At 68.6% G+C, this 16,910-nt stretch carries 15 protein-coding genes; 10 read left to right on the plus strand and 5 right to left on the minus strand.

Annotated elements, in window-relative coordinates; translation table 11 throughout:
• Window positions 1–33: 33 nt before the first annotated feature.
• Entirely contained in the window at window positions 34–1,140 is a 1,107-nt protein-coding gene (locus BLT45_RS05550; protein ID WP_093296210.1) for an NAD(P) transhydrogenase subunit alpha, read from the plus strand.
• 18 nt (window positions 1,141–1,158) lie between these two features.
• On the opposite strand, the gene BLT45_RS05555 is transcribed toward BLT45_RS05550, so the two are convergent.
• Genes BLT45_RS05555 through BLT45_RS05565 form a run of 3 tightly spaced genes read right to left on the minus strand, consistent with a single transcriptional unit; the run spans window position 1,159 to window position 2,559 of the window.
• Entirely contained in the window at window positions 1,159–1,602 is a 444-nt protein-coding gene (locus BLT45_RS05555) for a DUF3106 domain-containing protein (RefSeq protein ID WP_093296212.1), read from the minus strand.
• Window positions 1,603–1,606: 4 nt separating this feature from the next.
• Window positions 1,607–1,993 carry a hypothetical protein gene (locus tag BLT45_RS05560; protein WP_093296214.1) on the minus strand — a complete coding sequence of 129 codons (387 nt, stop codon included), beginning with the start codon at window positions 1,991–1,993 and terminating at the stop codon, window positions 1,607–1,609.
• Window positions 1,990–2,559: an RNA polymerase sigma factor gene (locus tag BLT45_RS05565; RefSeq protein ID WP_093296217.1), complete on the minus strand. Its 570-nt coding sequence runs from the start codon at window positions 2,557–2,559 to the stop codon at window positions 1,990–1,992. Before BLT45_RS05565 ends, BLT45_RS05560 begins: the two co-directional genes overlap by 4 nt.
• Window positions 2,560–2,803: 244 nt before the next feature.
• Here BLT45_RS05565 and BLT45_RS05570 point away from each other — a divergent pair, with 244 nt between their 5' ends.
• The 3 genes from BLT45_RS05570 to BLT45_RS05580 are packed head-to-tail and all read left to right on the plus strand — an operon-like array spanning window position 2,804 to window position 4,991.
• The gene (locus BLT45_RS05570) at window positions 2,804–3,100 is read left to right on the plus strand and encodes an NAD(P) transhydrogenase subunit alpha part 2 (protein ID WP_093296220.1); all 297 of its coding nucleotides are present in this window, start codon (window positions 2,804–2,806) and stop codon (window positions 3,098–3,100) included.
• A gap of 17 nt (window positions 3,101–3,117) precedes the next feature.
• The gene (locus tag BLT45_RS05575; RefSeq protein ID WP_093296224.1) at window positions 3,118–3,606 is read left to right on the plus strand and encodes a hypothetical protein; all 489 of its coding nucleotides are present in this window, start codon (window positions 3,118–3,120) and stop codon (window positions 3,604–3,606) included.
• Complete coding sequence (locus BLT45_RS05580; protein ID WP_093296227.1) at window positions 3,603–4,991, plus strand: NAD(P)(+) transhydrogenase (Re/Si-specific) subunit beta; 1,389 nt, start codon at window positions 3,603–3,605, stop codon at window positions 4,989–4,991. The genes BLT45_RS05575 and BLT45_RS05580 overlap by 4 nt, the downstream gene beginning before the upstream one ends.
• 78 nt (window positions 4,992–5,069) lie before the next feature.
• On the opposite strand, the gene BLT45_RS05585 is transcribed toward BLT45_RS05580, so the two are convergent.
• Window positions 5,070–7,445 (minus strand): TonB-dependent receptor, encoded by a 2,376-nt coding sequence (locus BLT45_RS05585; RefSeq protein ID WP_175455734.1) that lies wholly within the window; start codon window positions 7,443–7,445, stop codon window positions 5,070–5,072.
• A gap of 166 nt (window positions 7,446–7,611) precedes the next feature.
• Between BLT45_RS05585 and BLT45_RS05595 the strand changes: the two genes are divergently transcribed.
• A complete protein-coding gene (locus BLT45_RS05595) occupies window positions 7,612–9,795 on the plus strand; it encodes an alkaline phosphatase D family protein (protein WP_175455735.1) in 2,184 nt (727 codons plus the stop codon).
• 7 nt (window positions 9,796–9,802) lie between these two features.
• Here BLT45_RS05595 and BLT45_RS05600 read toward each other — a convergent pair whose 3' ends face one another.
• Complete coding sequence (locus BLT45_RS05600) at window positions 9,803–10,216, minus strand: hypothetical protein (protein WP_139187930.1); 414 nt, start codon at window positions 10,214–10,216, stop codon at window positions 9,803–9,805.
• A gap of 114 nt (window positions 10,217–10,330) precedes the next feature.
• Here BLT45_RS05600 and sufT point away from each other — a divergent pair, with 114 nt between their 5' ends.
• From sufT to BLT45_RS05625, 5 genes are all read left to right on the plus strand, one after another.
• Window positions 10,331–10,882, plus strand: coding sequence for a putative Fe-S cluster assembly protein SufT (gene sufT, locus BLT45_RS05605; protein ID WP_093296239.1), 552 nt, complete (start codon window positions 10,331–10,333; stop codon window positions 10,880–10,882).
• A gap of 51 nt (window positions 10,883–10,933) precedes the next feature.
• The gene (locus BLT45_RS05610; RefSeq protein WP_093298587.1) at window positions 10,934–12,031 is read left to right on the plus strand and encodes a branched-chain amino acid aminotransferase; all 1,098 of its coding nucleotides are present in this window, start codon (window positions 10,934–10,936) and stop codon (window positions 12,029–12,031) included.
• A gap of 382 nt (window positions 12,032–12,413) precedes the next feature.
• Window positions 12,414–14,204 (plus strand): S8 family peptidase, encoded by a 1,791-nt coding sequence (locus BLT45_RS05615; protein WP_175455736.1) that lies wholly within the window; start codon window positions 12,414–12,416, stop codon window positions 14,202–14,204.
• Window positions 14,205–14,718: 514 nt separating this feature from the next.
• Window positions 14,719–15,072, plus strand: a complete 354-nt coding sequence (locus tag BLT45_RS05620; protein WP_093296242.1) for a nuclear transport factor 2 family protein — start codon at window positions 14,719–14,721, stop codon at window positions 15,070–15,072.
• Window positions 15,073–15,277: 205 nt separating this feature from the next.
• Window positions 15,278–16,894: a DUF4118 domain-containing protein gene (locus BLT45_RS05625; protein ID WP_093296245.1), complete on the plus strand. Its 1,617-nt coding sequence runs from the start codon at window positions 15,278–15,280 to the stop codon at window positions 16,892–16,894.
• Window positions 16,895–16,910 lie beyond the last annotated feature (16 nt).

The raw sequence follows: 16,910 nt of genomic DNA on the forward strand, positions 1-16,910 counted from the left end.
TCGTCGTACGGTTGGCTCAACGACGAGGGGCGCATGGCGGTCGAAGTGCGGGTACTGAAGGAGTCCGCGGCCGGCGAACGCCGCGTGGCCGCCACGCCGGAAACGGTGAAGAAGCTGATTGCGGCCGGTGCGCATGTCGTCGTCGAACGCGGCGCGGGCACCGGTGCCGGCTTCGTCGACCAGGCGTATGCCGATGCCGGCGCCAGCCTGGATGGCGGCGAAGGCCGCGCGCAGGCCGAGGTGGTGCTCTGCGTGCAGGCACCGCCCGCCGAGGCGATCGCCGACCTCAAGCCGGGTGCCAGCCTGGTCGGCGTGCTTCAGCCCACCGCCGATCCCATCCGCGCCGATGCGCTGCAGGCGCGCGGCCTGCAGAATTTCCCGCTCGAGCGCCTGCCGCGCACCACGCGCGCCCAGGCGATGGACGTGCTGAGTTCCCAGGCCGGCATGGCCGGTTACAAGGCCGTGCTGATCGCCGCGCAGCTGGCGCCGCGATTCTTCCCGATGCTGACGACCGCCGCCGGCACGATCCGCCCGTCGAAGGTGTTGATCGTCGGCGCGGGCGTGGCTGGCCTGCAGGCCATCGCCACGGCCAAGCGGCTCGGCGCGCAGGTGGAAGGGTTCGATGTGCGACCCGAGACGCGTGAGCAGATCGAATCGCTGGGCGGTCGCTTCCTCGACCTGGGCGTCAGCGCCGCGGGCGAGGGCGGCTATGCGCGCCAGCTCACCGACGAGGAGCGCGCGCTGCAGCAGCAGCGCCTGGCCGATCATCTCAAGGGCATCGACGTCGTCGTCTGCACGGCGGCGGTGCCGGGGCGCCCGGCGCCGAAGATCATCAGTGCGGCAATGGTCGCCGGCATGAAGCCGGGCAGCGTCATCGTGGACCTGGCGGCGGAGACCGGCGGTAACTGTGAACTCACGCGACCGGGCGAGACCTACGACCAGCAGGGCGTCGCGATCGCGGGCCCCTTGAACCTGGCCAGCCTGGGCGCGGTGCACGCCAGCGAGATGTACGCGCGCAACGTGTTCAACTTCGTGTCCTTGTTCATCAAGGACGGTGCGCTGCAGTTCGACTGGAACGACGAGCTGCTGGCCAAGACGGTGTGGCCGGAACGGCCCGACGCGCCCGCGCAGGCGGCCTGAGGCGGGCGCAAGCCGCGGTCAGCGCTCTTCCCGCGACGGGCGGCGGCGCGGCGCGTTCTGTTCCATCCACGCGTCGCGCTGCTCGGGCGACATCTTCTTCCATTGGTCGCGCAGTGCGTCGCGCTGCGCGGGCGCGAGTTCCTTCATCCGGCCGTAGAGCGCGCGGGCCTGCCGGCGCTGTTCGGGATTCATGCCCTCGAAACGCTTCATCCCGTGGCGCGCCTGCGCGCGCTGTTCGGGCGACATCGACTGCCAGCGCTGCGCGCGCTCCAGCATGCGGGGGCGTTCGTCCGGTTCCCGGTTCCAGCGGTCGCGCAACGGCGCGATCAGGGCTTCGCGCTGCTGCGGCGTCAGCTGCTCCCAGGCGGGCAGGGGCGCGGGAGGTGGCGCCGACTGCGCGAACGCCTGGACGGAGGCGAGCAGCAGGCCGAGGGCGAACAGGCGGGCGGTACGGGATGTCATCGGGTCACTCCATCGCAAGAGGCTGCGCGTCCGCGGAGGCAAGCCACAGGTACAGGTCGGGATCTTCCTCCAGCGCGCCGGCGGAGGCTTCGTCCAGCGCCGTCTCGCCGTCGGTCACGGCCACGGGCGTCGCCGCGCCAGGCGCCGGGGCGGTCGAGGTGCGGGGCAGGAACTGCAGGCCGATGCCCACCGCGAGCACCGCGCTGAAGGCGGTCGCGGTCAGCCAGCGCCACGAGCGCGCGCCTTCGGCGGGCGCGGCGCGCTGGGCCTCGTGGCGCGCCGTGCGCAAGCGCATCAGGGTTTGCGGGGACACTTGCGCGAGCGAGGCGCGGTGGAGCCCGCGGGCCTGCGCATCGAAGCCGGTGTCGTCGTGGGGATGGGCGGGGTTCATCGGAATTCCTCCAGTTGCTTCTGCAGGGCTTCGCGCGCGCGGGACAGGTGGGTCTTCACCGATCCCTCCGAGCAGCCCATGACGCGGGCGGTGTCCGCCACGTCCAGTTCTTCCAGCACGCGCAGCGTGAACGCTTCGCGCTGGCGTGCCGGCAATGCGCGCATCGCCTGCACCAGGCGCGCGTAGGCCTCGCGCTGGTCGTGCGCCTGCGACGGTCCGGCGCCCAGGTCCGGCGCCCAGTCCACCGGGCTTTCCTCGCCACGATCGCCGGTGGGCAGCAGCCAGCGCAGGCGGAAACCGGCGCGGCGCTGCAGGTCGACGATCCGGCGGCGCAGGATGCTCCAGAACAACGGCGTCCATTCGGCCGCGGGCCGATCCCGGTACACGAGCATCTTCATCATCGCGTCCTGGACCACGTCGAGTGCGTCGTCGCGGTGGCGTAATCCGGCTTCCGCGAAGCGAAAGGCGCGCGGCCCGATGTCGGCCAGGAACAGCTCCAGCGTCGCCGCCGGAGCGGGCGAGGCGGGCGTGTCCATCAGCGGGTTCGGGGTCGCACTCACCAACATAGCTTAGCGACCGGTACTGTGAATCGACCGCGATGCGCCGGTCGGGCGGCGGGGCGGGCCGTCGGCGGGGACTGTCGGGCACGGCATGGTCGGTTCTCCGTGGGGGTCGCGGAAGGGAACGCGCCACGCGGCGCGCGGTTGACATGGCGTGGCCGCGGTTCCCGCGGGTTAAGGTGCGGTTATGATGCGGAGACGCCCCGCCCTGCGCGGCGGCGCCCACAATGCGGACAGGATGGGGGAGCGGATGAGCGACGGGTTCGTAGCGCTGTACATCTTCATGCTGGCGGCCATCGCCGGGCACGTGATCATTTCGCGGGTGCCGGTGATCCTGCACACGCCGCTGATGTCCGGTTCCAACTTCATCCACGGCATCGTCCTGATCGGCGCGATGGTCGTGCTGGGCCACGCCGACACCACGCTGGAGAAAGCCATCGGCTTCATCGCGGTGCTGCTCGGCGCGGGCAACGCGGCCGGCGGCTACGTGGTCACCGAGCGCATGCTGGAGATGTTCAAGAGCAGCAAGCCCGCGGGTGGCAAGTGACGAGCGGCGCACCTGTCATGTCGGCGAGCACCCGCACGAACGCACGCGATGTCTTCCAGTGGCTGAGCTACCTGCAGTACCCGGCGCTGCTGGTGGCGCTGGGCTATGCGGCCAAAGCGGGCTGGTCGCTCTCGATGGCCGGCGCCGACAGCGGGGCGACGGTCTTCGACGACTTCAACTACGTGCTGCTCTACGCCGGCATCGGCATCGGCCTGTCCTCGCTGCAGGACCCGACCCGAACTCAGAACGACGTGTCGCGACGCGTCTGGCAGGACCCGCGCAAGGGACGCTGGATGCTGATCCTGCTGTCCTTCTACACGCTGGCCTCGATGGTGGCCGGGCTGGTCGGCGCATACCTGGCCGACACGACGGTGGTGAACCAGTTGTCGCTGGGCCTGGTCGCGTTCGGCCTGGGCATGGTGGGCCTGTTGAAGACCGCCATCGAAATGCGTGAATACCATCGGTTGGACAAGCCATCCACGTCATCGGAAGGGAGCCGGGCATGAGTGCGTTGACGCTGGTGAAGCTGAGTTACTTCGTGGCCGCCACGCTGTTCCTGCTGGGCCTGCAGCGCATGGCCAGCCCCAAGACCGCGCGCAGCGGCATCCAGTGGGCCGGCGTGGGCATGCTGATCGCCACCGTCGCGACGTTCTTCCTGCCGGGCCTGCACAACATCGGCCTGATGATCGCGGCCATCGTGATCGGCGTGGGCCTGAACTGGGTCTGGGGCAAGAAGGTGGCGATCACCGACATGCCGCAGATGGTCGCGTTGTTCAACGGCATGGGCGGCGGTTCCGCCGCGGCGATCGGCGCGGTGGAACTGGTGCGCTATTCGTCCGGCGAACCCGCACCGTCGACCTTCACGCTGTCGCTGGCCGTCATCGGCGCGCTGATCGGCGCGGTGTCGCTGACCGGCTCGGTGATCGCCTGGGCCAAGCTCGACGGGCGCATGGACAAGCGCTACACCTTCCCGGGCCAGCAGTGGTTCAACGCCCTGGTCGCGCTCGCCGCGGTCGCATGCGGCGTGATGGCGCTCACCACGCTGGCGATGCCGTGGATCGTCGCTTTCTTCGCGCTGTCGCTGGCGCTGGGCGTGCTGATGACGCTGCCGATCGGCGGCGCCGACATGCCGGTGGTGATCTCGCTGTACAACGCGTTCACCGGCCTGGCGGTCGCGTTCGAAGGCTACGTGCTGGGCAACGAGGCGCTGATCATCGCCGGCACCATGGTCGGTGCGGCCGGCATGCTGCTGACGCGGCTGATGGCCAAGGCGATGAACCGCAAGATCAGCAACGTGCTGTTCTCCAATTTCGGCGGCAGCAGCGCGGCGATGCAGGAGATCGGCGGCTCGATGAAGCCCATCGAGGCCGCCGACGTGGCCGCGATGATGGCCTTCGCCGAGCGCGTGGTGATCGTGCCCGGCTACGGCCTGGCCGTGGCGCAGGCGCAGCACAAGATCTGGGAACTCAGCCAGAAGCTGATCGATCGCGGGGTGAAGGTGAAGTTCGCCATCCACCCGGTCGCCGGCCGCATGCCCGGCCACATGAACGTGCTGCTCGCCGAAGCCGGCGTGCCCTACGACCTGATCGCGGACATGGACGATATCAATCCCGAGTTCGCCAACACCGACGTGTCGCTGGTGATCGGCGCGAACGACGTGGTGAACCCGGTGGCGAAGACGGATCCGGCCAGCCCGATCTACGGCATGCCGATCCTCGACGTGGTGAACTCGAAGAACACCATCGTCATCAAGCGCGGCAAGGGCACCGGCTTCGCCGGCATCGAGAACGCCCTGTTCTACGCCGACAACACCCGCATGCTGTATGGCGACGGCAGCGAGATGGCGAACGCACTGGTCAGCGAGCTGAAGGCGCTCGACGACGGGCACTGACGCGTCCCATCGCCGCCGTGCAGGGCAAAGAAAAAGCCGGGCGATGCCCGGCTTTTTCGTGTCGCGTGTTGTCCGGCGTCAGAAGCTGACCTTGGCGGTGATGCCGTACGCGCGCGGCTGGCCGGCCACGAACGTGGGCGTACCGAACTGGCGCCCGGTGTTGCCCGCATCGATCAGGTATTCCTCGTCGGTCAGGTTGCTGCCCCACACGCCGATGTCCCAGCGGCCGTCGGCCAGCGTCACGCCCATCCGCAGGTTGAACAGGCCGTAGGCATCCTGCTCCAGGCCGGGGGTGTTCTCGTCCTCGAAGTACACCTTCGATTTCCAGCTGTAGGACGGGCGCAGGTAGAAGCTGGCCGCGCCCATCGGCACGCGCCAGTCCATGCCGATCGCCGCGGCGTGGTCGGGGGTCAGGCGGAAACGGTGGCCGGCGTACAGCTGCGCGTTGCCGTCGTCGTCGCGATCGTCGAAGCGTGCGTGCGTCCACGCGTAGTTGGCGAACATCACCAGGCCGTCGGCCACTTCGCCGGTGATCGAGGCTTCCACGCCCTTGGCGGTGGCATTGCCGCCATTGGTCGGGATCAGGAACGGCGTGCCGCCGCTGGGGTTGGGGATCTGCGTCTGGAAGTCGCTGTAGTCATACCAGTATGCGGAAACGTCGTAAGCCAGGCGGCCGCCCTCGGTACCGCCCTTGATGCCCACCTCGTAGCTGTTGACGATCTCCGCCGGCAGCACCTGGCTGCCCTGCGGCGTGATGTCGATGACATTCGGACGGCGGCCGCGCGAGACCGTCGCATAGCCGCTCAGCGTCGGCGAGAACGCGTAGCGGGCGGCCAAGCGACCGACCACAGAATCGAAGTCCTCGCTGCGCTCCAGTTTGCCGGCGGTGGCGCTGTTGAGGATGTTGTTGCCGGCCAGCGGCGCGGGTGCACCGGCGCCCAGTCCGTTGAACAGGCTCGGCGCGTTGCCGGCGAACCCCTGGTAACCCGCTGTCTGCTTTTCCCACGTCGCGCGCAGGCCGGCGCTCAGTTCCAGCGACGGCGTGACGCGCCAGGTGCCGTCGACGAACACGTCCCAGGCCTTGGTCGTGCCGTAGTTGGCGAAGGCTTCGCGATGGTCGGGGTTCAACAACGTGTGCAGGCCGCCGGGCAGGGTGTAGCCGGTGAGCGGATTGCCGTCCGGCCCGAACAGCGGGATGGCGGGGAACGGAATGCCGCCCAGCAGCGCGCCGATCTGCTGACGGAACGCGGCATTCTGCGAGAGCAGGGCGAGCAGGCTGCGTTCGTCGGTCGCGAACGGCACGTACTGCGATCCGTCCTCGACGAAGTAGCTGGCGCCGAAGAAGCCGGCGAAGGTCTCGCCGTTGTCGAAGTTGAAGCGGACTTCCTGGCTGAACTGGTCGCCTTCGGCGATCTCGGCGAACTCCATCGCCTTCAGGCGCGAGCCGTCGGCATCGAATTCCTCGTGCGAATCGAAGCTGCGCCAGCCGCCGACGGTGTCCAGCGTCCACGTGTCGCTGAGCGAGAAAGAACCCAGCGCGGTGAGGCTGCGCACGGTGCGGTCCAGGCCGAGCTGGTCGCCACGGTTGAGTTCGGCATCCGCGTACGGGCTGGTGCTGCCCTGGCGATTCGGGATGGTGCCGCTGATGAAGGCGGTGCCCGGCGGCGTGTCCTTCTGGTAGTTGGCGATCAGGTCGATCCGGCTGGCCTCGCCGATCATCGCGCCGAGGCTGGCACGGACCGCGGTGGTGTCCTTGCCGTTGAGCGTGCCGCCGGCCGCGTTCTCGATGCTGCCGTCGCGTTCTTCGTGGAAGACCGCCACGCGCGCCGCGAGCGCTTCCGGGGCGATCTGGGCATTGAAGTAGCCGCTGGCCAGGCGCTGGCTGTCGCTGCCGACGCCCAGTTCGAACGCACCGCCGGTGTCGTCCCTGGCCTTGTTCTGGATGTAGTGCACGGCGCCGACCTGCGCGGCGCGGCCGAACAGGGTGCCCTGCGGCCCACGCAGTACTTCCACGCGCTCCATGTCGAACAGCGCGGCGGAGGCGCCGCGCGAGCGGCTGATCGACACGCCGTCCTGGAACACCGAGATGCGCGGCTGCACGTTCGCCTCGCCGCTGTCGGAGGTGATGCCGCGGATCACGTAGCCGGGATTGTTCGGGCTCTGTTCCTGCACCTGCAGGCCGGGCACGAAGCCCGCCAGGTCGCCCAGCGTGGTCATGCCCTGGCGATCGAGGAAGTCGCCGGAATAGGCGGTGATCGCGATCGGCACTTCCGACACCTGCTGCTCGCGCTTCTGCGCGGTCACCACGATGGTGTCCAGCTGGGTGGCGTTGCCGGCGTCCGGCGCATCGGCTGCTTGCGCGAAGGCGGCGGCAGGGCTGGCCAGCGCCACGCAGAGCGCGACGGTGAGGGAACGATGGGCGGGGTGGCGCGCGGTGCGGGAACGGAGGGTCATGGCAGGCCGTGGTGGGAGGAAGGAAGGCGATGCCTCGCACGCGACATACGGCGAGGCGACGGCACAGGCTGACCGCTCGATGTTGCTGCGCCATGACGGGCGCCCTTGCCACATCGCCGCAACGTCGGCCGGCGAAGCTGCACGGCTTCGCGATGTGGAGCCCCGCTTGAACGCCTCTGATCCTGCCGTGCCGCGCGCGTCGCGCCGCGCTTTCCTCAAGCTCACGCTGGCCACGGCCACGCTGCCGTTCGCCAGCCGCTGGTTCCCGGCGCATGCCACGCCGATAGTCTCGCGCCAGGGCTTCCCGCAGTCCGTCGCGTCGGGCGATCCGCGGCCGGATCGCGTGCTGCTGTGGACGCGCGTGCCGGGCACGGCGGGCAGCGACGATGTCGCCGTGCGCCTGCAGGTGGCCGATGACGCGGCGTTCTCGCAGTTGCGCATCGAACGCGAGCTCAGCGCACGCGCCGACCACGACCACTGCCTGCGCGTGCGCGTGGAAGGCCTGCTGCCAGGCCGTCGCTACCACTACCGCTTCCTGCGGCGCGACGGCGCGGACTGGGTGTCGTCGCCGGTGGGGTTGACCCGCACGGCACCAGCCGCCGACACGCCGACGCCGGCGCTGCGGTTCGCCTTCATGAGCTGCCAGGACTATGGCGGCCGCTGGTACAACACGCTGGTGCCGCTGCTGCAGGAAGACCTCGACTTCATCCTGCACCTGGGCGACTTCATCTACGAGTCGATCGGCGACAGCAGCTTCCAGCGGGCGGACGGCGGTCGCGGCATCGCCTTCGACGATGCGGCGGGCGCGTTGCGGGTCGGCACCGGCGATGGCGCCTATCTCGCCGCCGCCAGCCTGGACAACTACCGCCAGCTGCACCGCGAGTACCGCACCGATCCGGTCCTGCAGGCCCTGCTGGAACGCGCACCACTGGTGGCGATCTGGGACGACCACGAGTTCAGCGACGACTGCTGGCAGGACAACGCCACCTACGAAGACGGTCGCCGGCCCGAGCGCGATGCGCGTCGCCGCCTCAACGCCGAGCGCGCCTACTTCGAGTACATGCCGGTGGATGTGGACGTGGGCGAGGTCGATGCCGGGGGCACGCAACGCGTGGACGAAGCGCGCCTGCACCCGCATGGCGCCCTGTGGCGACGGCTCGACTTCGGTCGCGATGTGCGCCTGCTGCTGCTCGACTACCGCAGCCATCGTCCCGACCATCCGATCCCGGAGGATGCCTTCCCCGGCGCGCTGGCCTACGACGAACCCGCGCTCCGCCGCCTGGCGCCCCGGATCGGCATGGAGTGGCCGGCGCTGTCCGCCGCCCTGATGCCGTACGTGGACCTGGCCGACGACGCATGGGCGCCACTGCGCAAGCCGCTGCGCCGCGCCCTGACCCGCGCCTATGCCGATGCCGGCGCGGACAGGAAGGACGCCGCCGCGTGGGCGACCGCGCTGTCGGCGCAGCCGATGGCGGTCTACGTGCTGCGCGACGTGCTGCGCCGCTACAACGAGGCGGTGCCGGGCTTCATGGGCGTCGCGCTGCCGCCCGAAGCGGACGAGGCGTACCTGCGCGGCCTGCCGTGGCTGGCGTTGGGCAAGAGCGGATTGTTCAGCCACCTGGGCAGCCGCTACATGGTGGTGAAGGACAGCTACGACCTGCTGCTCGCATTGCGTCAGGCCGACGGCGCGCTGCCGCCCGCGCTCGGTGCCGCGCAGCAGGCGTGGCTGGCGGAGCAACTCGCGGAGAGCGCAGGGCGTTCGCTGTTCGTCGCCAGTTCGGTGTCGATGACGCCGATGGTGCTGGACCTGTCCGATCCCGCGCTCGACGCGCCGCCGCTGCTGCGCCGCAGGTTCTATCTCAACGTCGACCAGTGGGATGGCTTCGGCCTGCAGCGCGACGCGTTGGTCGCCGCGTTGGACCGCGCCGGCGGCGCGGTGGTGCTGTCGGGCGACATCCATGCCAGCTTCGCCACCCAGCATTCGGCCAAGACCGTGGAGTTCACGGCGCCGGCGATTTCATCGTCCACGCTGTCGGCCATCATGGCCGACGCGGCGAAGGCGGACCCGGCCACCGCCGAAGCCGGCCTGCGGCTGGTGGCCGCGCTGGACGTGTTGCTGGGCCGCGGCGATGCGCGCGTGCGCCATGTGCAGACCTCGCAGCACGGCGTGGGTCTCCTGCAGCGCGACGCGGCGGGCGATTGCCGCGTCGAGTTCCGGCTGTTGCCGTCCGGGCTCTGCGCGGAGAGGCTCTACGACGACGCGGCGCGCATCGGCGCGGAAACGACGCGGCTCGCCTTCGCCATCACGCCCGGGACCGCGGGCGGGCGGGGACTGCAGGCACGCGGATGACGCGACGCTAGCGCGACCACCAGGCCGCCAACGCAGGCGCGGCCGCCAGGGCGATCCAGTCCAGCGGCGTGGTCGCCAGCGCCAGCAGCGTCCCCGCGTGGTGGAGGCCGAGCTTCAGCGCCGAATCCCACGGCGTAAGGCCCATCGCGAAGCCCAGCTGGGTCGCGACGATGCTCCACAGGGACACCGCGCAGATCGCCACGGTGGCCAGCAGCGCCAGGGCGGCGCGTCCCTTGCCGGCCGGCATGCCGGCCAGCCGCAGCACCACGATCACGTCCAGGGCCGCCAGCAGGGCCATCCAGCCCGCCTGCCGCTGCAGGTAGAGGGCGACGGTCACCCAGATCAGGACCAGGCTGGCGCCGCCGAGCAGCAGCATCACGGGAACCAGCCAGCGAAAGGAGCGACGTGCGGCGGGGGGCATGGGGACTCCATCAGGGTCGCCAAGGATACGGCCTCGGCCCGGCCCCGTCCCCGGGGGTGGGGGCTACAATAGGTCGCCTTGCAGCGCCCCACGCGCGCCCCCATCTGATCCGGCATGTATTCCCGCAGCAGCGAACCCGTCCAATTCTCCCGCGACTGTGCGGCCGTCCTCGTCCCCCAGGGCGAGCTCGTCACCCTGCCGGCCGGCAGCTACGGCTACATCACCCAGGCGCTGGGGGGCAGCTACACGGTCTTCGTGGAAGGCAACCTGTTCCGCATCGCCGGCAAGGACGGCGACGCCATCGGCAAGGAGGCCACCGAACCGCTGTCGCTGCCCGACAATGCCAGCGACGAGGAAGTCGAGGCGCTGGTGTGGAACCAGCTGCGCACCTGCTTCGATCCGGAAATCCCCTTCAACATCGTCGACCTCGGCCTGGTCTACGAAGCCAACCTCAGCACCCGCGACGACGGCCAGCGCGGCGTCGAGGTGAAGATGACGCTGACCGCGCCCGGTTGCGGCATGGGCGAGATCCTCGTCGACGACGTGCGCAGCAAGCTGGAGATGATCCCCACCGTCGCCGAGGCGGACGTCGAGCTGGTATTCGACCCGCCGTGGGGCCGCCACATGATGTCCGAAGCCGCCAAGCTGGAAACCGGCATGCTCTGAGCCGCCGGCTCACCCGATGCAGAACCCGTCAGGAAGGAAGAGATGAACGTGATGAACGCCGCCCCGTTGACCTACCGCGTGAACCGCTCCGACAAGGCCCGCACGACGGCCGAGCGCGACGCCATCCTCGCCAGCCCCGGATTCGGCCTTCACTTCACCGACCACATGGTCGCCATTACCTGGGACAAGGCGCAGGGCTGGCACGACGCCGAAGTCCGCGCCTACGGTCCGCTGGCGCTGGACCCGGCCGCCTCGGTGCTGCACTACGGCCAGGAGATCTTCGAAGGCATCAAGGCCTACCGCCACGCCGACGGCTCCATCTGGACCTTCCGCCCCGACGCCAACGGCGCGCGCCTGCAGCGTTCGGCCGCACGCCTCGCGCTGCCGCAGTTGCCGGTCAACGAATTCGTCGAATCGCTGCGCCAGCTGGTCGCCATCGACGGCGACTGGGTGCCGTCGGCGCCGGAGACCAGCCTGTACTTCCGTCCCTTCATGATCGCCACCGAGGCCTTCCTCGGCGTGCGCGCCGCGCAGCAGGCCGGCTACTATGTCATCGCCAGCCCGGCGGGCGCGTACTTCGCCAAGGGCGTGGCGCCGGTGTCGATCTGGCTGTCCGAAGACTATGCCCGCGCCGCGAAGGGCGGCACCGGCGCCGCCAAGTGCGGCGGCAACTACGCCGCCTCGCTGCTGCCGCAGCAGGAAGCGCAGGCGCAGGGCTGCTCGCAGGTGCTGTTCCTCGATCCGGTGGACGGCAAGTACCTGGAAGAACTGGGCGGCATGAACGTGTTCCTGGTCTACCAGGACGGCCGCATCGTCACCCCGGAACTCTCGGGCAGCATCCTGGAAGGCATCACCCGCGACAGCATCATCCAGATCGCGCGCGACCGCGGCCACACGGTCGAAGAGCGCAAGGTGTCCATCGACGAGTGGAAGCAGGGCGTGACCTCGGGCGACATCGTCGAAGTGTTCGCCTGCGGTACCGCCGCGGTGATCACGCCGATCGGCCAGCTCAAGGGCAAGGGCTTCGCCGTGGGCGATCTCAACGCGCCGGCGGGCGAGGTGACGATGGGCATCCGCAAGGAACTCACCGACATCCAGTACGGCCGCGTGCCGGACCGCCACGGCTGGCTGGTGAAGTTGCGCGACTGACCGTCGTCGCATCGATGCACGACGAGAGCCCGCCGCATGGCGGGCTTTCTTTTTTGCGTAGCGTGCGTGCTTTCGCGCGAATAAAAAATTCGCACTCATCACGCGCGCACCACGTAAATGAATCTACGCAGCGTTGTCTACCGGTGACTACGCCTTCATGCGTGTACTCCGATGATTACGTTTGAAACATGATGCAGTGAACTGTGTCTTTCATCGCTGATTCACGTTCGCGCACTCCGCTAGTTTCGATCTGCGCCGTGCATTGCACGGTGCGTCACCCGGTCGAACGCATCCGCCCGTCCACCCCCTCCCGTGCCAGCTCCTGCGCCCTCGACCGGGCTCTTGCCGCGTTTGCGGCTTTCAACCTTTGAGGGAGAGTCTGATGTCTGGATTTGCAAAGCGTGGTTCGCGTGTCCGCCTGCTGTGCCTGTCGTCGGCCGTGCTGGCGTCGTTGTACGCATTGCCCGCCATGGCGGGTCGCGTGGACATGAGTGGCCTGCAGGTGGAAGAACCCGGTGGCTACGACCGCTTCATCGTCAAGTACCGCGACGGCAGTACCGAAAGCAGCAACGCGACGCAGCTGCAGCGCTCGCTGACCACCGCGGCGAGCACGGGCGTCGCCAAGCGCGGCGGCCGCGCGCTGGGCCTGCAGAAGCTGCGCCGGCTGGCCGCCGGTGGCGCCGACGTCGTCCGCGCCGACCGCAAGCTGGACCGCGTCGAAGCCGAATCGCTGATGCGCCAGCTGGCCGCCGACCCGAACGTGGAATACGTCGAAGTCGACCAGCGCATGTACGCCGTGCTGACCCCCAACGACACGCGCCTGTCCGAGCAATGGGGCTTCGGCACCACGACGTCGGGCATCAACGTGCGTTCGGCCTGGGACAAGTCCACCGGCGCGGGCGTGGTGGTCGCGGTAATCGACACCGGCATCACCAACCATGCCGACCTCAACGCGAACATCCTGCCGGGCTACGACTTCATCAGCGACACGTTCGTGTCGCGCGACGGCAACGGCCGCGATTCCAACCCGAACGACGAAGGCGACTGGAACCCGGTGGCGGGCGAGTGCTATGCCGGTTCGCCGGTGAGCAACTCCAGCTGGCACGGCACCCACGTGGCCGGTACGGTCGCGGCGGTCACCAACAACGCCACCGGCGTGGCCGGTACCGCGTTCGGCGCGAAGGTCGTGCCGGTGCGCGTGCTGGGCCGCTGCGGCGGCCTGACCTCCGACATCGCCGACGCGATCACCTGGGCCTCCGGCGGCACCGTCAGCGGCGTGCCGGCGAACGCCAACCCGGCCGAAGTGATCAACATGTCGCTCGGCGGCGGCGGCACCTGCTCGGCCACGTACCAGAATGCGATCAACGGCGCCGTCGGCCGCGGCACCACGGTGGTGGTCGCCGCCGGCAACAGCAACACCAACGTGTCCAGCGCCGTCCCGGCGAACTGCCCGAACGTCGTCGCCGTCGCGGCCACGACCTCGGCAGGCTCGCGTGCCAGCTTCTCCAACTACGGCACGGGCATCGACATCTCCGCGCCGGGCCAGAGCATCCTGTCCACGCTGAACTCCGGCACCACCACCGCCGGCAGCGCCAGCTACGCGTCCTACAACGGCACGTCGATGGCGGCGCCGCACGTGGCCGGCGTGGTCGCGCTGATGCAGGCCGCCGCGCCTTCGCCGCTCACCCCGGCGCAGGTGGAAAGCATCCTGAAGAGCACCGCACGCCCGTTGCCGGGCACGTGTTCGGGCGGGTGCGGCGCGGGCATCGCCAACGCGGACGGTGCGGTCGTGGCGGCGCAGGGCGGCACGCCGCCGGGCGGCGGCACGACGACCTACAGCAACGCGACGGACTTCTCGATCCCGGACAACAACACCACGGGCATCAGCAGCACCATCGCGGTGTCGGGCCGTACGGGCAACGCGCCGAGCAATGCGCAGGTGGCGGTCAACATCGTGCACACCTACATCGGTGACCTGATCGTCGACCTGATCGCGCCGGACGGTTCGGTGTACGTGCTGCACAACCGCACGGGCGGCAGCGCGGACAACATCAACCAGACCTACACGGTCAACCTGTCGAGCGAAGCGCTCAACGGCAGCTGGCGCCTGCGCGCCCGCGACCGCGCCAGCGTGGACACCGGCTACATCAACAGCTGGAGCATCACCTTCTGAGGACCTCCCCGCTGGGGCGCACAGGGAGGTGCACGAAGAACCCCGGTCTCGGCCGGGGTTCTTTTTTGCGGGTGGAGGCGTTGAAGCGATCGTCGCCCATGGCCATTTCTTCTCTCATTTAGGTCCGGCGCCGACCCTCTTTCGGTGTTTCTTCTCTCACTAAGGTCCGACGCCGACTCTTCTTCGGTGTTTCTTCTCTCACTAAGGTCCAGCGTTGACCCTTTTTCGGTGTTTCTTCTCTCATTAAGGTCCAACGCCGACTCTTTTTCGGCGTTTCTTCTCTCACTAAGGTCCGGCATTGACTCTTTTTCGGTCTCTCTTCTCTCACTAAGGTCCAACGCTGGATGTTTTCGGGTGTTTCTTCTCACACCAAGGGTCAACATCGCCCCTTTGGGCTCCGGCGCTGAACGTCTCAGAAGGGTTGCCGGAGGGCTCGGCGAGGCCGGCGCCTCTCTTCACTGCGCACTCGCCGCCTCCGGTGGACAATCCAGCGCCCCCTTCCTGACTGTCTGCCATGAAAAGCGCCGCCCAGGAGATCCTCGAGTCTGCGAACGCCGAAATGGCGGCGGGCAATCCGGAGGGATTCCTCGCGTACTGCACTGACGACATCCGCTGGGAGATGGTGGGCGACACCCTGCTTGTCGGAAAGGCCGCGGTGTTGGCCTGGGCCAAGCGCACGTACGCGGTCGCGCCACCGCAGTTCACCGCGGATCTGTGGATCGTCGAGCACGACTGGCTGGCGGTGCATGGCGAGATCACGGTGCAGGATCCCGAGCGTGGCCCCGTCCACTCGAAATACTGCGATCTCTGGCGTATCCGGGACGGCAAGCTGGCGGAACTGCGCGCCTTTGCGATTGAAGTGGCGTGAGGCCGGGCTGAGGACCGTTCGGTCCGAGGCGTCGAGCTCGGCGAGACGCTCGGGGTCTATCCGACGGAGGCGTCGTGCCGGCTTGCATGCCATGCATCTCGCCTTTCGCGACGGCGTGCGCATGACAGAGCCTGCCATCTCGCTGTGACATCCCGTTAACCAGTGCCGCTTAAATTAGCCCGTCACTGGCGGGGCGTTCATCCTCATGTCGCTTCTCTCCGTAGTCCTGAAGGTCAGGCGCAGGAAGGCGCTCGGATATGCCGTTGCAATCCTCACGAGTGCCTTGGCGCTCTGGGTGCGGATGCAACTGGGCCCGAATTTCGAAGGGTTCCCCTACCTTACTTTCTTCCCTGCCGTTCTCTTCACGGCCCTTGTTGGCGGCCTGGGGCCGGGCCTGATTGCGGCGATCCTGTCCGGACTGCTGGCGCAGTATTTCCTCATTCCGCCGGTCCACAGTCTGGAAATACGCGGCATCTCGGAGTGGATCGCGATGGGCCTCTATGGCGCTATCGCCGCTTCGATGGTCGGGCTCGTTCACGGCATCACCCTCGCATACGAGGCTCACAGGAGCGCCGAGCAGCGACTGGCGGAAGTCAATGCCGCCCTTGAGCAGCGTGTGGTGGAGCGGACGGCGGAGTTGCGCGCGGAAGTGGAGGAACGGTTGGCCGCGGAGAGCCAGGTGCGCCAGCTGCAGAAGATGGATGCGGTGGGCCAGCTGACAGGGGGGGTCGCCCACGATTTCAACAACATGTTGGCGATCGTCATCGGCTCGCTCGAGCTGGCGAAAGTGCGTGCGGAAGTGCAGCCGGACGAGCGCATCACGCGGTACATCAATGCGGCCCAGGAAGGCGCGCAAAGGGCAGCCTTGCTGACGGCGCGCTTGATGGCGTTTGCGAGGCAGCAACCCTTGGCCCCGCAAGCCGTGGACGTGAACAAGCTCGTGCAAGGCATGTCCGAGCTTCTTCGGCGCACGCTCGGTGAACCCATCAGGATCGAAGCGCACCTGGCGACGAGAATCTGGCATTGCTTCGCGGACGTCTCCCAGTTGGAGAACGCGCTGGTCAATCTCTGCATCAACGCGCGTGACGCGATGCCCGGCGGCGGGCGACTCACGATCGAAACCGCCAACGTGGAACTGGGAGCCGAGGGCCGGCAGAGGACCGGTCTGCCCGCGGGACAGTATGTGCAGATCGTGGTGGCGGACAGCGGTACCGGCATGAGTCCGGGCACCGTCGAGAAAGCGTTCGACCCGTTCTACACGACCAAGGGCGTGGGGAAGGGCACGGGATTGGGCCTCAGCCAGGTCTACGGGTACCTGAGGCAGTCAGGCGGCACCGCATTGATCCGGAGCGAGGTAGGCGTGGGGACCGCCATTGAGCTCTATCTGCCGCGCTTCGTCGGGCAAAGCGATCACGAAGGGCCTGGGCCAAGCCCCGACCGCCCGGCGCGCGCCACCGAGGGGCACGTGGTCCTGGTCGTGGAGGACGAGCCGCAGGTCCGGCAGATGGCCGTGGATGCGCTGGCGGAGCTTGGCTATGACGCACTGCCTGCCGCCAGCGCGGACGAAGCACTGGCGCATCTTCAACAGCGTGCGCGCATCGACCTCCTGCTGACCGACGTCATGATGCCCGGCGTTTCCGGCCCTGCACTGGCCGCGCAGGCCTCGACCCTGAGGCCCGGGATGAAGGTCTTGTACATGTCGGGCTTCGCCCCGGAGCTCCTCGCGGGCACCCACCTGTCGGCCGGCGTGAAACTGCTGCCCAAGCCCTTCACGATTTCGCAACTGGCAGCGAAGGTATCGGAAGCCATCACGCGCCCGTGACGAGGCCGGAACACCC

The sequence above is a fragment of the Pseudoxanthomonas sp. CF385 genome (assembly GCF_900104255.1).
Classification (GTDB): Bacteria; Pseudomonadota; Gammaproteobacteria; order Xanthomonadales; family Xanthomonadaceae; genus Pseudoxanthomonas_A.

Excerpts from the sequence above, each read along its gene's own strand:
- BLT45_RS05550 (WP_093296210.1), top strand. The coding sequence starts at position 34 with ATGGCGGTCGAAGTGCGGGTACTGAAGGAGTCCGCGGCCGGCGAACGC.
- BLT45_RS05555 (WP_093296212.1), bottom strand. The coding sequence starts at position 1,602 with ATGACATCCCGTACCGCCCGCCTGTTCGCCCTCGGCCTGCTGCTCGCC.
- BLT45_RS05560 (WP_093296214.1), bottom strand. The coding sequence starts at position 1,993 with ATGAACCCCGCCCATCCCCACGACGACACCGGCTTCGATGCGCAGGCC.
- BLT45_RS05565 (WP_093296217.1), bottom strand. The coding sequence starts at position 2,559 with ATGTTGGTGAGTGCGACCCCGAACCCGCTGATGGACACGCCCGCCTCG.
- BLT45_RS05570 (WP_093296220.1), top strand. The coding sequence starts at position 2,804 with ATGAGCGACGGGTTCGTAGCGCTGTACATCTTCATGCTGGCGGCCATC.
- BLT45_RS05575 (WP_093296224.1), top strand. The coding sequence starts at position 3,118 with ATGTCGGCGAGCACCCGCACGAACGCACGCGATGTCTTCCAGTGGCTG.
- BLT45_RS05580 (WP_093296227.1), top strand. The coding sequence starts at position 3,603 with ATGAGTGCGTTGACGCTGGTGAAGCTGAGTTACTTCGTGGCCGCCACG.
- BLT45_RS05585 (WP_175455734.1), bottom strand. The coding sequence starts at position 7,445 with ATGACCCTCCGTTCCCGCACCGCGCGCCACCCCGCCCATCGTTCCCTC.
- BLT45_RS05600 (WP_139187930.1), bottom strand. The coding sequence starts at position 10,216 with ATGCCCCCCGCCGCACGTCGCTCCTTTCGCTGGCTGGTTCCCGTGATG.
- sufT (WP_093296239.1), top strand. The coding sequence starts at position 10,331 with ATGTATTCCCGCAGCAGCGAACCCGTCCAATTCTCCCGCGACTGTGCG.
- BLT45_RS05610 (WP_093298587.1), top strand. The coding sequence starts at position 10,934 with ATGAACGCCGCCCCGTTGACCTACCGCGTGAACCGCTCCGACAAGGCC.
- BLT45_RS05615 (WP_175455736.1), top strand. The coding sequence starts at position 12,414 with ATGTCTGGATTTGCAAAGCGTGGTTCGCGTGTCCGCCTGCTGTGCCTG.
- BLT45_RS05620 (WP_093296242.1), top strand. The coding sequence starts at position 14,719 with ATGAAAAGCGCCGCCCAGGAGATCCTCGAGTCTGCGAACGCCGAAATG.
- BLT45_RS05625 (WP_093296245.1), top strand. The coding sequence starts at position 15,278 with ATGTCGCTTCTCTCCGTAGTCCTGAAGGTCAGGCGCAGGAAGGCGCTC.